Source organism: Pseudoclavibacter sp. JAI123, assembly GCF_013409665.1.
GTDB lineage: Bacteria > Actinomycetota > Actinomycetes > Actinomycetales > Microbacteriaceae > Pseudoclavibacter.
This window is the reverse complement of record NZ_JACCCM010000002.1, coordinates 595517-612125: the sequence shown is the minus strand read 5'-3', so window position 1 is coordinate 612125 and position 16609 is coordinate 595517. Positions and strand designations below refer to the sequence as shown.

The following is a 16609-nucleotide window of genomic DNA, read 5'->3' as shown; positions in this document are numbered from 1 at the left end:
ACGACGTCAGTCGAGCGGGAGCGCGAGGCGCTGGCCGGCCTGAACCGTGCCGTTCTCGAGCGCGTTGAGCTTGGAGATCTCGACGATGACGTCGCGGACATCTGCGTCGCCCGCGACCTCCTCGGCGATTCCCCAGAGAGTGTCGCCCGCGCCGACCGTGACGTACTCGAACTCGACATCGGCTGTCTCGTTCGATGCCGCTGCAGAGGTCATGTGCGTGGCCCCGAGCGCGATGGCGGCGGCGACGGGCAGCGCGGCGAGCGCCAGGACGACCCGGCGGCCTCGAGTGGTGAGGCGGAGCGGTGCGGCAGTGTTGTTCATGATTCCTCCTGATTCGTCCACATCTTCGAGTGGTCGAATGTATGTACTGAATATAGCTACGAACAAAGTGTCAAGTCAAGGTCGAACGTTCGAATCTGTCGAACTTTCCTCCACAACACTCGAAGAAATGTTTCGTAGCTGCGTGCACCCTCGGTAGGGTTGGCGCTATCAGGCAGTGCATCACCTGCCACCGACATTCCGTGTCGGAGAGCGGACGGAGACGACATGGCCAAGAAGCCAGCGAGTGACATCTACAGAAAGCTGACCGAGAAGCAGGAGCGCATCCTGACCTGCATCATCGAGTCGGTTCGCACTCGCGGGTACCCGCCGAGCATGCGGGAGATCGGCGATACGGTCGGGCTGGTCTCGCTCTCGAGCGTGACCCATCAGCTCGGGCAGCTTGAGAAGTTCGGCTACATCAAGCGGAACCCGGGCATGCCACGCGCCCTCGAGGTGCTCGTGCACTTCGACCATGCCGACGATGGCGACTCGAACGACACGGCGGAGGCCGCCTTCGTACCCGTCGTGGGTCGCATCGCAGCCGGCATCCCGATCACGGCTGAGCAGCAGGTCGAGGATGTCTTCGCGCTCCCCCGCCAGATCGTTGGCAAGGGCGAGCTCTTCCTGCTCCGCGTGGTCGGCGAGTCGATGATCGACGCCGCCATCTGCGATGGCGACTGGGTCGTGGTGCGGTCACAGCGCACTGCCGAGAACGGCGACATCGTCGCCGCCATGCTCGACGGCGAGGCCACGGTCAAGACCTTCCGCAAGCGGGACGGACACATCTGGTTGCTCCCCCGCAACAGCGACTTCGAGCCGATCCTGGGCGACGAGGCTGAGATCCTGGGCAAGGTCGTCGCGGTGCTCCGTTCCATCTGATCCTCTCCACAGAAGACCCGCCTGAACGCAGAAGAGCGGCAAGCCCATCGGGCTTGCCGCTCTTCTGCGTTCAGTGCTCAATCGCGCTGCAGCGACTCAGCCCGCGACGGTGAACTCCTCGAACAGGCCGAGCTGGTCGGGATTCACTCGCGCCTTGAGGCGCGTGCCACCCTCCTCGTGACCCAGCTCGAGCACAGCACCGCGCTCGTGGAGGTAGGAGACGAGGTCGCCGCGTTCGAACGGCACGAGCACGTCGATCGTGACCTCCGGCGTCGGAAGCAGTTCTGCGATTCGAGCGAGCAGCAGGTCGATGCCCTCGCCGGTGTGCGCAGACACGAAGATGCCGTCATTCGCGAGGCCCTGCAGTTCAAGGCGTCGATCGCTGTCGACGAGGTCGGCCTTGGTGAAGACGACGATCTCCGGGACGTCGTGCGCCTCGACCTCGCCGATGACGTCACGCACGGTGGCGAGCTGGGCGGCCGGGTCCGGGTGCGAGGCGTCGACGGCGTGCACGATGACATCGGCAGCCTGCAGCTCCTCGAGCGTCGATCGGAAGGCCTCGACAAGCTGGTGAGGCAGGTTGCGCACGAACCCGACGGTGTCGGCGATCGTGTACGGGCGGCCGTCTTCCGTGGATGCCTTGCGCACCGTCGCGTCGAGCGTCGCGAAGAGCACGTTCTCGACGAGCACACCCGCGTGGGTGATGCGGTTGAGGAGGCTCGATTTGCCGGCGTTGGTGTAGCCGACGATGGCGACGGCCGGCACCTGGTTGCGCTCGCGAGTCGCGCGCTTCACGTCGCGCGCGTCCTTCATGTCCGCGATCTGGTGCCGGAGCTTGGCCATCTTCGTGCGAATGCGGCGACGATCGAGCTCGATCTTCGTCTCACCGGGACCTCTCGAGCCCATACCGGCTCCGCCGCCGACCTGCCCACCGGCCTGGCGGGACATCGACTCACCCCAGCCTCGGAGGCGCGGGAGCATGTATTCCATCTGCGCCAGCTCGACTTGAGCCTTGCCCTCTCGGCTCTTCGCGTGCTGGGAGAAGATGTCGAGGATCACGGCCGTGCGGTCGATGACCTTGACCTTGATCTCGTCCTCGAGCGCACGCCGCTGGCTTGGCGCGAGCTCCGTGTCCGCGACGACCGTGTCGGCTTCGAGGGCCGCGACGATCTCCTTGAGCTCAGCGACCTTGCCTCGGCCCAGGTACGTGGCCGGGTCCGGGTTGGGTCGCCGCTGGAGCACGCCGTCCAGGACGACGGCGCCCGCCGTCTCCGCGAGAGCGGCCAGCTCCTGCATGGAGTTCTCGGCCTCCTCGAGGGAGTTGCGACGGTAGACCCCGACCAGGACAACCCGCTCAAGACGCACCTTGCGGTACTCGACCTCGGTGACGTCCTCGAGTTCCGTGCGCAGGCTCTCGACGCGCCGCAGGGATTGGCGCGCCTCGCGTTCGAGCTGGTCACCATCGGATTCGCCGTCGTACCCCGTGCTCGCACCGTCCTGCAGTGCCTGCGCACGCCCGGACGAGAACAGGGTCATGGTGGCGCCCGGCTCTCTCGCCGCTCGCAGGATTCGGTCGATCGCGTCGTTGCTCTCGCCTGGAGGAGTTTCAGAATCTCGCATATTCGTACGATTCTACGCCGGTGCTAGCGTCTAGGGGTGACCGCTCAGCATTACTTCTCAGCAACCCCAGACGGCCCGCTCGAGCGGCGAAGCATCCAGGTCAGGCTCAGGGGGCACGCCGCGACCGTCACCACGGCCGGAGGCACCTTCAGCCCGGAGCACCTCGACCGAGGCACGCAAGCTCTCCTCGCCGCCGCCCCGAAGCCTCCAGCAACTGGCACGGCGCTGGATCTCGGCTGCGGCTGGGGCGCGATCAGCCTGGCCCTGGCGCTCGAGTCGCCCGAACTCGATGTGTGGGCGGTCGACGTCAACGAGCGAGCGCTCCTCCTGACCCGTGAGAACGCGGAGAACCTCCGCCTCGATCGGATCAGGACGTCCCTGCCAGCCGATGTCCCCGCTGACGCCCGCTTCGACCTCATCTGGTCCAATCCGCCCATCAGGATCGGCAAGGACGCGCTTCATGAGCTGCTCATGGACTGGCTTCCCCGCCTCAGCGCAGACGGGGAGGCATGGCTCGTCGTCGCGAAGAAGCTCGGCGGCGACTCGCTGCAGGCCTGGATCGCGAAGCAGTTCGGCCCGGAGCTGTCGGTCGAGCGCCACTCGACGGACGCCGGATTCAGAGTGCTGCGGGTACGGCGAGCTCAGTAGCGAGGTCGTCCTCGACAACGCCGGTGAAGGCGATCTCGGCCGGCCCGGACAGGAACACGTGCTCGACGCCGTCGACAGGTGCGACGGTGACGTTGAGGACGCCACCCGGGACTCGCACGGACCACACGTCCGGCGCGCCTGCGCCAGCCCAGGAGCGGACAGCAAGCGCCGATGCGACGGCGCCTGTCCCGCAGGAGAGCGTCTCGCCGACACCGCGCTCGTGGACGCGCATCCGAATGTGCCCGACCCCGTCCTGGACGAGCTGGTCGTGCGGCACCACGAACTCGACGTTCGCGCCGAGCTCGGGGGCAGGCTCGATGAGCGGGGCGTGGAAGAGCTCGAGGCGATCCAGCTCCTCCTCACTCGAGAGGGCCACGACGACGTGAGGGTTGCCGACATCGATGCCGAGGCCCGGGCGGGACACACCGATGTGCGGCACGGTCACCAGCGGCTCTCCGCCATCCAGACGCCACGGACCCATGTCAACGCGGAAGCCGTCGCCCTCGCGCTCGACGATCCGGAGGCCAGCGCGGGTCCCGATCTCGAGGCGCTCGCCCTCCGCGAGCGTCGCCAGCCCGGTCTCGGTGAGGAATCGAGCGAAGGCGCGGACACCGTTGCCGCACATCTCGGCGATGGATCCGTCGCCGTTGCGGTAGTCCATGAACCACTCTGCACCGGGGTTCACGGCCTGCAGCTCGCGGCCCTCTGCAAGGTGGGCGGAACGGACGGCGCGGATGAGCCCATCGCCGCCGACGCCGAAGTTGCGATCGCACAGCCGCGCCACCCGCTGAGGCCCGAGCTCGAGTTCGCCATCCGGGTCGGAGACGAGGACGAAGTCGTTGCCGGTGGCCTGCGCCTTGGTGAACGCGAGTTGTGTCATGGCGTCAATGCTACGGACATCTGACCCGGCCCGTGCGCAGCGGACACGGCGTCAGAGTCCGGCTGCTTCGATGATGCGCTGGGCGGCGAAGCTCTCGCCGCTGTGCGCGCGGACGGCTCTGCTGTAGCGACGGAACCACGAGACCTGTCGCCTCGCGTACTTCCGAGTGAGCAGCTGCGCCTCCGCGATCGCCTCGGCCCGAGACGACTGGCCTCGAAGTTGCGCGAGCGCCTGCTGGTAGCCGATGGCTCGTCTCGCGGTGGTGCCGCGTTCGAGGCCCGCTTCCGCCAGCATCTCCGTCTCTTCCAGGAGTCCGCTCTCCCACATCCGCTCCACCCTGGCGTCCAGCCGCGGCGTGAGCACTTCGCGGTGCTCTTCGACGACGGCGAAGGTCACGTCCCGCCAGGTCGCCTCCTGGTCGGGCAGCTGCGCGCTGAATGGCTCGCCGGTGACCTCGATCACCTCGAGCGCGCGGACGAGACGACGGCCGTTCCGCGCGTCCATCGTGGCTGCGGCGGTCGGGTCCAGCTCGCGCAGACGTGCGAACAGCGGGCCAGGTCCGGCACTCTCCAGCTCGGCCTCGAGTCGCGCGCGGACCTGCGGGTCGGTTCCAGGGAAACGCAGATCGAAGCACACGCCGGCGATGTAGAGACCGGATCCGCCGACGAGGATGGGCACGTCCCCCTCGGCCTCGATCTGCTCGATGAGCGCCCGCGCACGTTCCTGGTACCAGGCGACGCTCGCGTCCTCGGTCACCTCTAGGACGTCGAGGAGGTGGTGCCGAACTCCCTCGCGTTCCTCGAGGCTGAGCTTCGCGGTGCCGATGTCCATGCCGCGGTACAGCTGCATGGCGTCGGCGTTGATGATCTGCGCTCCTCGACCCGTGGCGCGAAGCCGCGCGGCAACTTCGAGCGAGAGCCGCGACTTGCCCGTACCGGTCGCTCCCCCGATCGTGATGAACACGGTCAGGCTCGCCGGAGCGTCGGGAGACCGAGCGAGACGCGGCTCTGGGCACCTCCCGGCGCGGGTACCGAGCAGCTCTCCGCGAGCGAACGATCCCAGGCATCCCCCGCCGTCGTCCGGCGGACGTCGAGGTGGGATGAGCGAGCGTCGGCCACGAGATGGAAGGAGGCCGCGGCCGTGATCTCGGCGGTCACGACGTCACCGGGTCGCGGACGCTCCACACCAGTCGGCACAGAGAAGTGCACGAGCCGGTTGTCTTCGGCTCGCCCGGACATGCGGTGTGTCTCGCCGTTCTTCTTCCCCTCGCCGGCGCTGACCAGGATCCGCTGCACCGAGCCGACGAGCTTCTCGTTCTCCTCGCGGCTGATGCGGTCCTGCAATGCCATCAGCCGCTCGTAGCGCTCCTGCACGACGGCCTTCGGCACCTGATCCGGCATCGTCGCGGCGGGCGTGCCCGGCCGGATCGAGTACTGGAATGTGAAGGCGCTCGCGAACCTCGAGGCCTCGACGACGCGCATGGTCTCGGCGAAGTCCTCTTCGGTCTCGCCCGGGAAGCCGACGATGATGTCGGTGGTGATGGCAGCGTGCGGCATCTGCTCCCTCACCTTGTCGAGGATGCCGAGGAACTTCGTGCTGCGGTACGAGCGCCGCATGGCTTTGAGGATGCGGTCCGAGCCGGACTGCAGGGGCATATGCAGCTGAGGCATGACGTTGGGCGTCTCCGCCATGGCATCGATGACGTCCTGCGTGAAGGCGGCGGGGTGGGGGCTCGTGAAGCGCACGCGCTCGAGGCCTTCGATCTGGCCGGCAGCGCGAAGGAGCTTGCTGAATGCCCGGCGGTCGCCGAACTCGACCCCGTAGGAGTTGACGTTCTGCCCGAGCAGCGTCACCTCGATCGCGCCGTCGTCGACGAGCGCACGCATCTCGCCGAGGACGTCGCCCGGCCTACGGTCCTTCTCTTTGCCACGGAGAGACGGGACGATGCAGAAGGTGCAGGTGTTGTTGCATCCCACAGAGATGGACACCCACCCGGAGTAGGTCGAGTCGCGCTTGGTCGGCAGGGTCGACGGGAAGACATCGAGTGACTCGAGGATCTCGAGCTGGGCCTCGTCGTTGTGACGTGCCCGCTCGAGCAGGCTCGGCAGGGCCCCCATGTTGTGTGTTCCGAAGACCACGTCGACCCAGGGGGCCTTTTCCAGGATCGTTCCGCGGTCCTTCTGGGCCAGGCATCCACCGACGGCGATCTGCATGCCTTCGTGTTCTCGCTTGATGGCCGCCAGCTGCCCGAGGTTGCCGTAGAGACGGTTGTCCGCGTTCTCTCGGACGGCGCACGTGTTGATGACGACGACGTCTGGTTCGAGGCCGTCGGCTTCGACGTACCCAGCAGCTCGCAGCGAACCGGACATGCGCTCGGAGTCGTGCACGTTCATCTGACAGCCGAGCGTGCGCACTTCGTAGCTCCTCGGCGACCCGTCTGGTCTGCGTGCAGCTGGGGAGGGTGCGATGGGTGTGGCTGTCTCGCTCATGATCCGCCAATTCTACGTTCGCTTCACGATGGCGCACTGCCACCGCTACGCTGGCGGGATGCGAGCCATGACCACTGATGACGGCGTCACACCGGCGACTTCTCTTGCTCTCCAGAGGGGGCTGCTGCAGACCGACGCTGGCCGCGTTGAGGCGCGCGGGGACCGTTCGGCTGTCATCTCGGCGCCGAGCGGGGCCCTGTATGTCGGTCCGGCGGGCGGTGAGAACGGAGTCGACGGCCTGGTGCTGAAGGTGGGCGGCGGTCCGCTGCAGGCCGTGACCACGGTGGTCATGGATGAGTTGGGAGCCTCGCGCCTCGAGGCTCTGACGATCTCGATGCATGACGAACCGGAGCGCTGGAGGGACGCCCCTCGCGATGAGGCGTACTGGCATTCCCTGCCGAGTGAGCTCCAGGGCGAGGTCCCGGTTGTCGAGCCGCGGCATGGGCTGCTGATCGTCTGCGACGCGGGGCTGCGCGATCAGTACCGGCAGAGCGAGTTCGCGTGGGATCGGTGGGTGGACGAGGTGGTCGCTCCGGCCGCGGCGTCGGACGGGGGGCCCGTGACGGCCGTGGAGTTCGCTGGGCGGACCGAGATGCTCCTGGCCCTCGGGGCGACGTCGTTCCCGTCGGGTGCTGCGGTGTTCGCTGGTTTCGATGCCAACCTGCAGATCGCGGCACTGCACCTGGCGCCCGTTGCCGAGCGGGAGCAGGAGGCCGCGATCGTGGCGGTACGCCGTGCTCGCGCGGCGCTTCGGGACGGCGAGCCGTCACGTGCGGCGACGCAGGCGATGGCTGCCATCTCGGCCCTGGAAGCGGAACGCGACTTGCGCGCGGCAGGTCGCGTGGGCTTCGTGCTGGCTGAGGCACACGATCGGGCTGGTGCTCCAGCCGCAGCCCGGCGAGCCCTCGAGGAGGCTCTGGTCCGCCTCGAGGTCGCCCGCGACGCTGAGGGGCAGCGCGTTGCGCTGGCGCTACTCGACGGGAGTGACGCCGAAGAACACGCCGGCTGAGCCGCTCGACGGGCGGCGCGTCCTGGGACCTCCCTGGACGGCTTCCCTGGCGGCGGTGAACGCGACGCCTGCAGAGTAGCCGCGCCTGGAGAGGAACCCGGCGATGCGTCGGATTGCCGCGTCGGGCTCGACTCCCGTCACCCTCCTGGCACGCTCAGTGGCGAGTTCGGTGGCACGTTCGAGTTCATCGTCGCGATCGATCTCGGCGAGCGCCTCCTGGATCGCTTCCGTGGAGAGGTGCCGGTCGCGAAGTGTCCGCTCGACGCCCTGGATGCCCGACCGCTTCTTGTCTCTGGCCTTGTGCACGAGCAGCTCGGCGAGCCTGAAGTCGTCGAGGTAGCCGAGCTCAGTGCAGCGTTCGATCACCTGCTCGGTCTCGTCGTCGTCAAGACGAAGCGACGCCTCATAGTCGGCGGCCTCCTCGGAGCCGTCCTCGGGAGCCTGCGCGCCCTGAGGGTCCTCGCCCCGCCAGTCGCGGAGCAGGCGCCGCGCCTCCTCGATGGACCGGTCGCTGCGAGCGAGCGCTCGGACCAGTGTCTCCTGTGCCTCCTCGACCAGCCGTTGCCGGGATTCCGCGTCCATCCCAGCGGGCACGACGGCCGTGAAAGCCTGTGTTTCGCCTTGCCCGCCTGGGATGGAAACGAGTCTCGGGGCTCCGCCGGTCGAGGGGCGGGACTCTGCCGCAGAGCTGGCAGCGTCTCGCCTCCCCGGACTCGACGGAGCTTGCTCTGTGGCCGGGGCCACCACGTCAGCCTCAGACGCTGACTGGTCGCTCGCCGGTGACGACCCGAAGAGCGGTGTCACCGGAGCGAGCTCGTCGGTCATGCGCCGCGCCGCTGAGCGACCTTCGCCTCGGCGGCGACAGGCGCGAGCGGTGCCTCGACGGCCTCGGCAGGCGAGTCGGCTGGCTGGCCGACACCGAGCTTGGCGAGGATCTTGCGCTCGATCTCCTCGGCGATCTCGGGGTGCTGGATGAGGAAGTTGCGGGCGTTCTCCTTGCCCTGCCCGAGCTGGTCGCCCTCGTAGGTGTACCAGGCGCCCGACTTGCGCACGAGGCCGTGCTCGACCCCGAAGTCGATGAGCGAGCCCTCACGGGAGATGCCGACCCCGTAGAGGATGTCGAACTCCGCCTGCTTGAAGGGCGGTGCCATCTTGTTCTTGACGACCTTCACGCGGGTGCGGTTGCCGACGGCGTCCGTGCCATCCTTCAGGGTCTCGATGCGACGGATGTCGAGGCGGACCGAGGCGTAGAACTTCAGCGCCTTTCCACCGGCGGTCGTCTCGGGGCTGCCGAAGAAGACGCCGATCTTCTCGCGGAGCTGGTTGATGAAGATGGCGGTGGTCTTCGTCTGGCTGAGCCCACCCGTGAGCTTGCGGAGGGCCTGCGACATGAGGCGCGCCTGGAGTCCGACGTGGCTGTCGCCCATCTCCCCTTCGATCTCAGCCTTCGGCACGAGGGCCGCCACGGAGTCGATGACAACGAGGTCGACGGAGCCAGAGCGGATCAGCATGTCCGTGATCTCGAGCGCTTGCTCACCGGTGTCTGGCTGGGCCACGAGGAGAGCGTCGATGTCGACGCCGAGCTTCTTCGCGTACTCGGGGTCGAGCGCGTGCTCCGCGTCGATGAAGGCCGCGATGCCACCGGCACGCTGCGCGTTCGCGATGGCGTGGAGCGTCAGCGTGGTCTTCCCCGAGGACTCCGGCCCGTAGATCTCGACGATGCGGCCGCGAGGGAGCCCCCCGATGCCGAGCGCGACGTCGAGTGCGACGGATCCGGTTGGGATGGTCTCGACGGGTGCGCGCTCGTCGCTCCCGAGGCGCATGACCGACCCCTTGCCGAACTGGCGGTCGATCTGGGCGAGTGCGGCGTCAAGAGCCTTTTCGCGGTCTGCTGGGTTTGGCATGGTGGTGGTCCTCTCGGAATGTGGCGGTCGCCTCTCGGCTGTCGCGCGCTGATGGAGAGCGCTGACGACAAGGCGGATCGGGTTCCTTGGCTACTCGACAATCACGCTAGAGGCGACCACCGACATTCCGTGATCGAGGTCCCTCATCTGTGGACAAGTCTCCGAGGAGTCCGACATGAACACCCTACGCGCTTCGAACACGACTTCGAACATCCGACAGGCGTGTCGGATGGAAGGCAGTGGCTCAGGAGGTCGAGGTCAGTCCCGAGTCCGGGGATCTATCGTGCCGACGCCGTGACGCCTGGACTCTGGCACTCCCGTGTCCGCGCAGAGCGCGAGCCAGATGTCGCGCGGCTCGACTCCGTCGTCAAGCGCCTGCAGCGCCGTGCGGTCCCCGACAGCCCCGAGCACCAGGTCGCGCATCAGGGAGCGCCCGTAGGCGTCACCGAATTCATCGACCACGGCCCTGTCGAACTCGCTTTTGCGCATCCCCCAAGCGTACGCCGACGGCGCCGCAGCTGATGCTGCGGCGCCGTCGGTCGCTTCTCTCGACCAGGAGAACCCTGCGAGAGCGTCGCGCTAACGCGTGACGAGTGGCTTGCGAACTCCGAGCAGGAGGTCGTCCGGAACGGTGTCCGGGATGCTCGTGTCGAAGCGTTCGTGGACGGCCAGACGGTCGCCCACTTCGCGATAGATGGTTGAGAGGGGGGTCTCGAGGGCTTCCGCCACCGACGCGAGAATCTCGCTCGAGGCTTCCTTTTGCCCGCGCTCGACCTCACTCAGGTAGCCGAGTGCAACCGAGGCGCGACCCGCGACCTGCCGGAGCGTGTGCCCCTTACGCAGGCGCACATCGCGCAGGACTTCACCGATCTCTTGACGCGCTAGGACCATAGCGGGGTCCTCCTTACTGCCGTATGCCAAGAACTGTAACTTACGAGACTTCGTGGAGACTTCGTCACGCTGAGAACAACCAAGCAAACATCGATGGTATTCCTGAAAGAAAGCCGAATGTTGAGGCGATTCGACTCAACCTTCGAGGAAGCTTCGCTCACGATACCGCGTCAGTGTTCCACGAGCATTTCCAGCACGTTGTGAACGGCTGCCTCGACGGTGGCGCCGCGGACCCGCTGCCGGCTGCCGGCGGGGTCGTCGAGACGGACCAGCGAGGAGAAGTCGAGTTCGACGACCTTGTCGCCGAAGAGCGAGGAGATGCCGACGAAGACCACGCCGGGAGCTCGGCCGGCCTGCGCCTGCGGGCCTGCGACGCCCGTGGTCGAGAGTCCGATGTCGAGGCGCTCGCCACGACCAGCGGCAAGAGCGGTCCGCGCGCCGAGTGCCATGGCGGCGGCGACATCAGGGTCGACCGGTCCCCGCTCGGCCAGGAGGTCCTCGTCGACCCCGAGCAGCGAGTGCTTGAGCTCGGTGCGGTAGGCGACGATGCCGCCCGCGAGCGATGCGGAGATGCCAGGGATCTTGACGAGCTCTGCGACGAGTGCGCCTCCGGTGAGGGACTCGGCGACGCCGATGCTGAGGCCGGCCTCGAGCAGCACCCGCCCCAGCTCGATCGTCTGCGGCAGTGCTGGGGTGATTCCGCCGGTCATCGCTGGGTCCCGTCGTCGGCCCGAAGCTCGGGCGTTTTCTTGTTCTGCGGCCGGTAGGCCTGCCAGAGGTAGTCGATCCCGGACCACACGGTGAGGATGAACGCCGCCGACATGAAGACGATGTTGACCCAGTGCACCCAGTCCCCGAAGACGACCCAGAGCGGGAGCAGCGCAAGCGAGATGGCGAACGCCTGGACAAGCGTCTTGAGCTTGCCGCCTCGCCCGGCCGGCAGGACGCGCTTCTTGGCGACCGCCAGTCGCCAGAAGGTGATACCCAGCTCGCGCACGAGGATGATGATCGTCACCCACCACGGGAGCTCGCCGAGCACGGAGAGCATCACCAGCGCGGTGCCGGTGAGCGCCTTGTCGGCGATGGGGTCGAGGAGCTTGCCGAGGTCCGTGATGAGGTTCCGGCTGCGGGCGATGTGCCCGTCAAGGCTGTCGGTCGCGATAGCCACGATGAACAGCACGGCGGCCGCCCAGCGCCAGGCACCATCGGTGTTGCCGTCCAGCAGGAGGAACCACACGAAGACGGGCACCAGCAGGATGCGCGCGATCGTGATGAGGTTCGGCACGCACCAGTTGCTCACCGGCCCGTCGCCTCCACGGAGTATTCGACCGGTCATGGTGCTGCCTCTCGCTAGTCGCGCCCCGTCAGACCCCAGGCGTCTTCGTCGCCGCTCTCGCCTTCGACTTCTTCAAGCCCATCGTATTGGGCGGCGACTGCGTCGAACGACGCAGCCATGCCGTCAGGCTCGGCCAGGGGCGCTGCGGCCGCCGGCGCGGCGGCACTCATGGCCGGGTCCTGTCCACGGATGCGCGCGAGGACACCGGGCAGCTCTTCGGCCGTGACGAGCACGTCGCGGGCCTTCGAGCCCTCCGATGGCCCGACGATCTCGCGGGACTCCATCAGGTCCATGAGGCGTCCGGCCTTGGCGAAGCCGACGCGCAGCTTGCGCTGCAGCATCGAGGTCGAGCCGAACTGCGAGTTCACGACGAGCTCCGCCGCCGCGAGCAGCAGCTCGAGGTCGTCCCCGATGTCGGCGTCGATCTCCTTCTTCTCCACGACCTGCGCCACGTCGGCCCGGTACTCGGGCTGCGCCTGACGCTTGACGTGAGCGACGATCTCCATGATCTCTTTGTCGTTGACCCACGCTCCTTGCACTCGAGCGGCCTTGTTCGCCCCAGACGGCAGGAAGAGCGCGTCACCCTGCCCGATGAGCGACTCGGCACCGACCTGGTCGAGGATGACGCGTGAGTCGGTGGAGCTGGTCACGGCGAACGCGAGGCGGCTCGGCACGTTGGCCTTGATGAGTCCCGTGACGACGTCGACGCTCGGACGCTGCGTGGCGAGCACGAGGTGGATTCCCGCGGCGCGGGCGAGCTGGGTGATACGGACGATGGAGTCCTCGACGTCGCGAGGGGCGACCATCATGAGCTCGGCGAGCTCGTCGACCACGACGAGCAGATACGGGTAGGGCTTGAGCTTTCGCTTCGACCCTTCAGGCAGGATGATGCCGCCGGAGCGGATCGCAGCGTTGAAGTCGTCGACGTGCCGGTAGCCGAAGCTCTCCAGATCGTCGTAGCGCATCTCCATCTCCTTCACGACCCACTGCAGCGCCTCCGCTGCCTTCTTGGGGTTCGTGATGATGGGCGTGATGAGGTGGGGGACGCCACTGTATGGGGTCAGCTCGACCCGCTTCGGGTCGACGAGCACCATGCGCACCTCGGCAGGCGTCGCCCGCATCAGGAGCGACACGATCATCGAGTTGACGAAGCTCGACTTTCCGGCTCCCGTGGCACCGGCCACGAGAAGGTGCGGCATCTTCGCGAGGTTGGCGAGCACGAAGCCGCCCTCGACGTCCTTGCCGACGCCGATCGTCATGGGGTGCCTGGCGGCGATCGACTCGGGCGACTGGAGGACGTCGCCGAGGGACACGACCTCGCGGTCGGAGTTGGGGATCTCGACGCCGATGGCGCTCTTGCCGGGGATCGGAGACAGGATGCGCACCTGATTGCTCTTGACCGCGTACGCGATGTTGTTCGAGAGCTGCGTGACTCGCTCGACCTTGACGCCGGGGGCCACCTCGACCTCGTAGCGCGTCACCGTCGGGCCCCTCGAGAAGCCGGTCACCTTGGCGTCGACCTTGAACTGAGCGAAGGTGGAGTTCAGCGCTTCCACGATGAGGTCGTTCGCCTCGGTGCGGGCCAGCGCGGGCGCACCCCTGGACAGCATCGACTGCACTGGGAGGCTGTACCCCTGGCCGGACGAGTCGGCGTCGCGGGAGTCCCACTGCTCACCGTCATCATCCGCGGCTGCGGGAGCAGCCTCCGGGGACGGGGTCGTCACGACGGCCGCCGCAGAAGCCGCCGGCGCCCCGAAGAGGTCGGCGAACTCGTCCGGGTCGGTCGGCGTCGAGTCGTCCTGGATGCCGGTCGCGGAGAAGAGGGTGGGATCGGCGACGTCGATGACATCGGTCGCGTCGTCCATACGCAGGCCCGGGAGCACCGCGGTGGGCTGCGGTCCGGTGACGGCATTGTCGGGATCTTCCGAGGTGAGCCCTCGCAGCACGGTCGTCGTCGCCTCTGGATCGATGCGGTGGTGCTCGTGCTTCTTGGTGTCGGCGACCGCCGTCTCGTACGGCTGCTCCTCGTAGTCGACGTCGTCTTCACGGCCGGACTCGTTCCGGCGCCACCAGGGAAGTCGCTCGGCGTCGGCGGAACGCGAGCGGTCGTCGTCACCGAGCAGGCTCTCGTCGTCAGCACCGACTGCCTTGCCAGGCTTCGCGGAGCGTGCGTGCGCCGCGGACTCCTCGTCGATGCCGAACATCCACTCCCAGAGCTCGCGCAGTCGAGAGACGACCTTGTGCGGTGGGGTCTTCGTGATGATGAAGACCGAGAGCAGGACAAGCAGGCCGGCGACGATGGCCGCGCCGATCGGGGTGATGATGACCCCGAGGGTGCCACCGAGGAGCCACCCGAACACCCCGCCGCCAAGCGCAAGCGCGGGCATGCCGTTGGCCGGGTCCGGGTTGTCCGCGATGACGTGGCAGATCGCGGAGCTCGAGACCAGGCCGAGGAACAGGCCGACCCCGATGCGTCCGTTGTCGCTGACCGACGAAGGGTGCCGGAACAGCCACAGCGCGAAGAAGGCCAGCACCACCGGAAGGGCATAGGAGATGCGGCCGAAGAGCCCGCCGAAGGTGAAGTCGTTGAGGGCTGTGGCGACGCCGTTGCCCGGGAAGAACCAGACGACCACGCCGCCGATGACCGCGAGCAGGAAGAGCAGGAACGGGAATCCGTCGCGCCGCTGATCCTTCTCAAGCGTCTCGGGCCCCAACGCACGAGCTGTCTGGCCCGCGACGTTCGCCGCTGCCATCCAGGCGCGGGTGGCGATGCCAGGCTTCTCGGTCTCCACCGGAGCCTTGGCAGCTGCCGCGCTCGCCCGCTTCTTGGGCGCGGGGGTTCGCTTCGTGTTGGACGAGGTTGTGGCCATGGTGCCCAAGGTACCTGCGGCCACCGACAGGATCGAGGATGACGCCCCGAGAGCCGCCGAGATCGGCGGCCCCCGGAGCATGACGTCAGGCTTCGATGACCACCGGGATGATCATCGGGTGACGGCGGTGCTTCGTGTTGACCCAGCGGCCGATCGTGCGACGCACGACCTGCGAGAGCTGGTAGGAGTTCGAGTTGCCTGCCTCGACGGCCTCCTTGAGCGCCTTCTGGATGCCGGGGATGATGTCGTCGAAGACAGCCTCATCCGGAGCGAAGCCTCGCGCGTGGATCTCAGGTCCGACGAGGATGTTGCCTGTCGCCGCCTCGACCACGGTGAAGATGGAGATGAATCCTTCTTCAGCGAGGATGCGGCGGTCCTTGAGGTCCGCGTCGGTGATCGTCCCGACGGTCGAGCCGTCGACGTAGATGAAGCCGATGTCGAGCTGGGCGACCTGACGAGCGACGCCGTCCTTCATGTCGATGACGGCACCGTTCTCGACGATCAGCACGTTCTCGTCGGCGATGCCGGACTTCTTCGCGATCTCGGCGTTGGCGACGAGGTGACGGATCTCACCATGCACGGGCATGACCTGACGCGGCTGCAGGATGTTGTAGCAGTAGAGCAGCTCGCCCGCCGCGGCGTGGCCCGAGACGTGGACGTTGGCGTTGGCCTTGTGCACGACGTTCGCGCCGAGCTTGATGAGCGCGTTGATGACGCGGAACACCGAGTTCTCGTTGCCCGGGATGAGGCTCGAGGCGAGGATGACGGTGTCGTCCTCCCCCACCTCGATGGCGTGCGTCTTCGACGCGATGCGACTGAGGACAGCCATCGGCTCGCCCTGCGACCCCGTCGACATGAAGACGATCTCGTTGTCGGGGAGCTTCAGCGCCTTCTTGTGGTCGATGAGCACACCCTGCGGCACGTTGAGGTAGCCGAGCTCGGACGCGATGCCCATGTTGCGCACCATGGAACGCCCCATGAGCGCGACGCGGCGACCGTTGGCCGCCGCCGCGTCGATGACCTGCTGCACGCGGTGCACGTGGCTCGAGAAGCTCGCGACGACGACCTTGCCCTTGGTGCGCGAGATCACGTCCTCGATGACCGGGCCGATGTTGCGCTCCGTCGGCGTGAAGCCCGGAACCTCGGCGTTCGTGGAGTCGGCCATGAAGAGGTCGATGCCCTCTTCGCCGAGTCGCGCGAACGCGCGGAGGTCCGTCAGGCGACCGTCGAGCGGCAGCTGGTCCATCTTGAAGTCGCCCGTGTGGAGCACGGTGCCCGCGTCCGTCGTGATGTGCACGGCGAGCGCATCCGGGATCGAGTGGTTGACGGCCACGAACTCGAGCGAGAACGGGCCGAGCTCCTCGACCTGCCCCTCCGCCACCGTGAGCGTGTACGGCTTGATGCGGTGCTCTTTGAGCTTCGCCTCGACGAGCGCGAGCGTCAGCGTCGAGCCGATGAGTGGGATGTCCGGCTTGAGGCGGAGGATGTACGGCACCGCTCCGATGTGGTCCTCGTGGCCGTGGGTCAGCACGATGCCGACGACGTCGTCCAGACGAGCGCGGATCGAGTCGAAGTCCGGGAGGATCAGGTCGACGCCGGGCTGCGTCTCTTCGGGGAAGAGCACGCCGCAGTCGACGATGAGGATCTTCCCGTCGATCTCGAACGTCGCCATGTTGCGGCCGACCTCGCCCAGGCCTCCGAGCGGGATGATCCGCATGGAGCCTGCAGCGAGCTTGGGAAGGTGTTCGGTCTTTGTCATATG

The 16609-nt window shown here is 67.4% G+C and carries 16 protein-coding genes; 3 read left to right on the top strand and 13 right to left on the bottom strand.

The genetic code is table 11. From position 1 onward, the window contains the following. Nucleotides 1-6: 6 nt before the first annotated feature. The gene (locus HDC34_RS14920) at nt 7-321 is read right to left on the bottom strand and encodes a LysM peptidoglycan-binding domain-containing protein (RefSeq protein ID WP_179557564.1); all 315 of its coding nucleotides are present in this window, start codon (nt 319-321) and stop codon (nt 7-9) included. Between the two features lie 225 nt (nt 322-546). Here HDC34_RS14920 and lexA point away from each other — a divergent pair, with 225 nt between their 5' ends. Continuing rightward, nucleotides 547-1200, top strand: a complete 654-nt coding sequence (gene lexA / locus HDC34_RS14915) for a transcriptional repressor LexA (protein ID WP_104253014.1) — start codon at nt 547-549, stop codon at nt 1198-1200. A 96-nt stretch (nt 1201-1296) separates the two neighbouring features. On the opposite strand, the gene hflX is transcribed toward lexA, so the two are convergent. After that, entirely contained in the window at nt 1297-2820 is a 1524-nt protein-coding gene (hflX, locus tag HDC34_RS14910) for a GTPase HflX (protein ID WP_104311517.1), read from the bottom strand. A 36-nt stretch (nt 2821-2856) separates the two neighbouring features. On the opposite strand from hflX, the gene HDC34_RS14905 reads away from it, so the two are divergent. After that, on the top strand, nt 2857-3468 hold the full coding sequence (locus HDC34_RS14905; RefSeq protein WP_104311516.1) for a class I SAM-dependent methyltransferase: 612 nt from the start codon (nt 2857-2859) through the stop codon (nt 3466-3468). On the opposite strand, the gene dapF is transcribed toward HDC34_RS14905, so the two are convergent. The 3 genes from dapF to miaB are packed head-to-tail and all read right to left on the bottom strand — an operon-like array spanning nt 3437 to nt 6837. Beyond that, entirely contained in the window at nt 3437-4348 is a 912-nt protein-coding gene (gene dapF / locus HDC34_RS14900; protein ID WP_179557563.1) for a diaminopimelate epimerase, read from the bottom strand. The genes HDC34_RS14905 and dapF overlap by 32 nt on opposite strands. Nucleotides 4349-4399: 51 nt before the next feature. Continuing rightward, nucleotides 4400-5317, bottom strand: a complete 918-nt coding sequence (gene miaA, locus HDC34_RS14895) for a tRNA (adenosine(37)-N6)-dimethylallyltransferase MiaA (protein WP_104311514.1) — start codon at nt 5315-5317, stop codon at nt 4400-4402. After that, nucleotides 5314-6837 carry a tRNA (N6-isopentenyl adenosine(37)-C2)-methylthiotransferase MiaB gene (miaB, locus tag HDC34_RS14890; RefSeq protein WP_179557562.1) on the bottom strand — a complete coding sequence of 508 codons (1524 nt, stop codon included), beginning with the start codon at nt 6835-6837 and terminating at the stop codon, nt 5314-5316. The genes miaA and miaB overlap by 4 nt, the downstream gene beginning before the upstream one ends. Before the next feature lie 67 nt (nt 6838-6904). On the opposite strand from miaB, the gene HDC34_RS14885 reads away from it, so the two are divergent. Continuing rightward, entirely contained in the window at nt 6905-7846 is a 942-nt protein-coding gene (locus HDC34_RS14885) for a hypothetical protein (RefSeq protein ID WP_179557561.1), read from the top strand. Here the strand turns inward: HDC34_RS14885 and HDC34_RS14880 are convergent. The 8 genes from HDC34_RS14880 to HDC34_RS14845 form a co-directional block, all read right to left on the bottom strand. Next, nucleotides 7808-8440: a regulatory protein RecX gene (locus HDC34_RS14880; RefSeq protein ID WP_179557560.1), complete on the bottom strand. Its 633-nt coding sequence runs from the start codon at nt 8438-8440 to the stop codon at nt 7808-7810. The two genes, HDC34_RS14885 and HDC34_RS14880, sit on opposite strands and share 39 nt — an antisense overlap. A 227-nt stretch (nt 8441-8667) precedes the next feature. Further along, nucleotides 8668-9750, bottom strand: coding sequence for a recombinase RecA (gene recA / locus HDC34_RS14875; RefSeq protein WP_104311510.1), 1083 nt, complete (start codon nt 9748-9750; stop codon nt 8668-8670). A gap of 258 nt (nt 9751-10008) precedes the next feature. Continuing rightward, nucleotides 10009-10239 (bottom strand): DUF3046 domain-containing protein, encoded by a 231-nt coding sequence (locus HDC34_RS14870; protein ID WP_104311509.1) that lies wholly within the window; start codon nt 10237-10239, stop codon nt 10009-10011. Nucleotides 10240-10329: 90 nt separating this feature from the next. Then, nucleotides 10330-10641 carry a helix-turn-helix domain-containing protein gene (locus HDC34_RS14865; RefSeq protein WP_104253024.1) on the bottom strand — a complete coding sequence of 104 codons (312 nt, stop codon included), beginning with the start codon at nt 10639-10641 and terminating at the stop codon, nt 10330-10332. Between the two features lie 170 nt (nt 10642-10811). Further along, nucleotides 10812-11351: a CinA family protein gene (locus HDC34_RS14860; RefSeq protein ID WP_179557559.1), complete on the bottom strand. Its 540-nt coding sequence runs from the start codon at nt 11349-11351 to the stop codon at nt 10812-10814. Continuing rightward, nucleotides 11348-11977, bottom strand: coding sequence for a CDP-diacylglycerol--glycerol-3-phosphate 3-phosphatidyltransferase (gene pgsA / locus HDC34_RS14855; RefSeq protein WP_179557558.1), 630 nt, complete (start codon nt 11975-11977; stop codon nt 11348-11350). The genes HDC34_RS14860 and pgsA overlap by 4 nt, the downstream gene beginning before the upstream one ends. Before the next feature lie 14 nt (nt 11978-11991). Beyond that, nucleotides 11992-14847, bottom strand: a complete 2856-nt coding sequence (locus HDC34_RS14850) for a DNA translocase FtsK (protein WP_257023302.1) — start codon at nt 14845-14847, stop codon at nt 11992-11994. Between the two features lie 85 nt (nt 14848-14932). Continuing rightward, nucleotides 14933-16606 carry a ribonuclease J gene (locus tag HDC34_RS14845; protein WP_104311506.1) on the bottom strand — a complete coding sequence of 558 codons (1674 nt, stop codon included), beginning with the start codon at nt 16604-16606 and terminating at the stop codon, nt 14933-14935. Nucleotides 16607-16609: the final 3 nt, after the last annotated feature.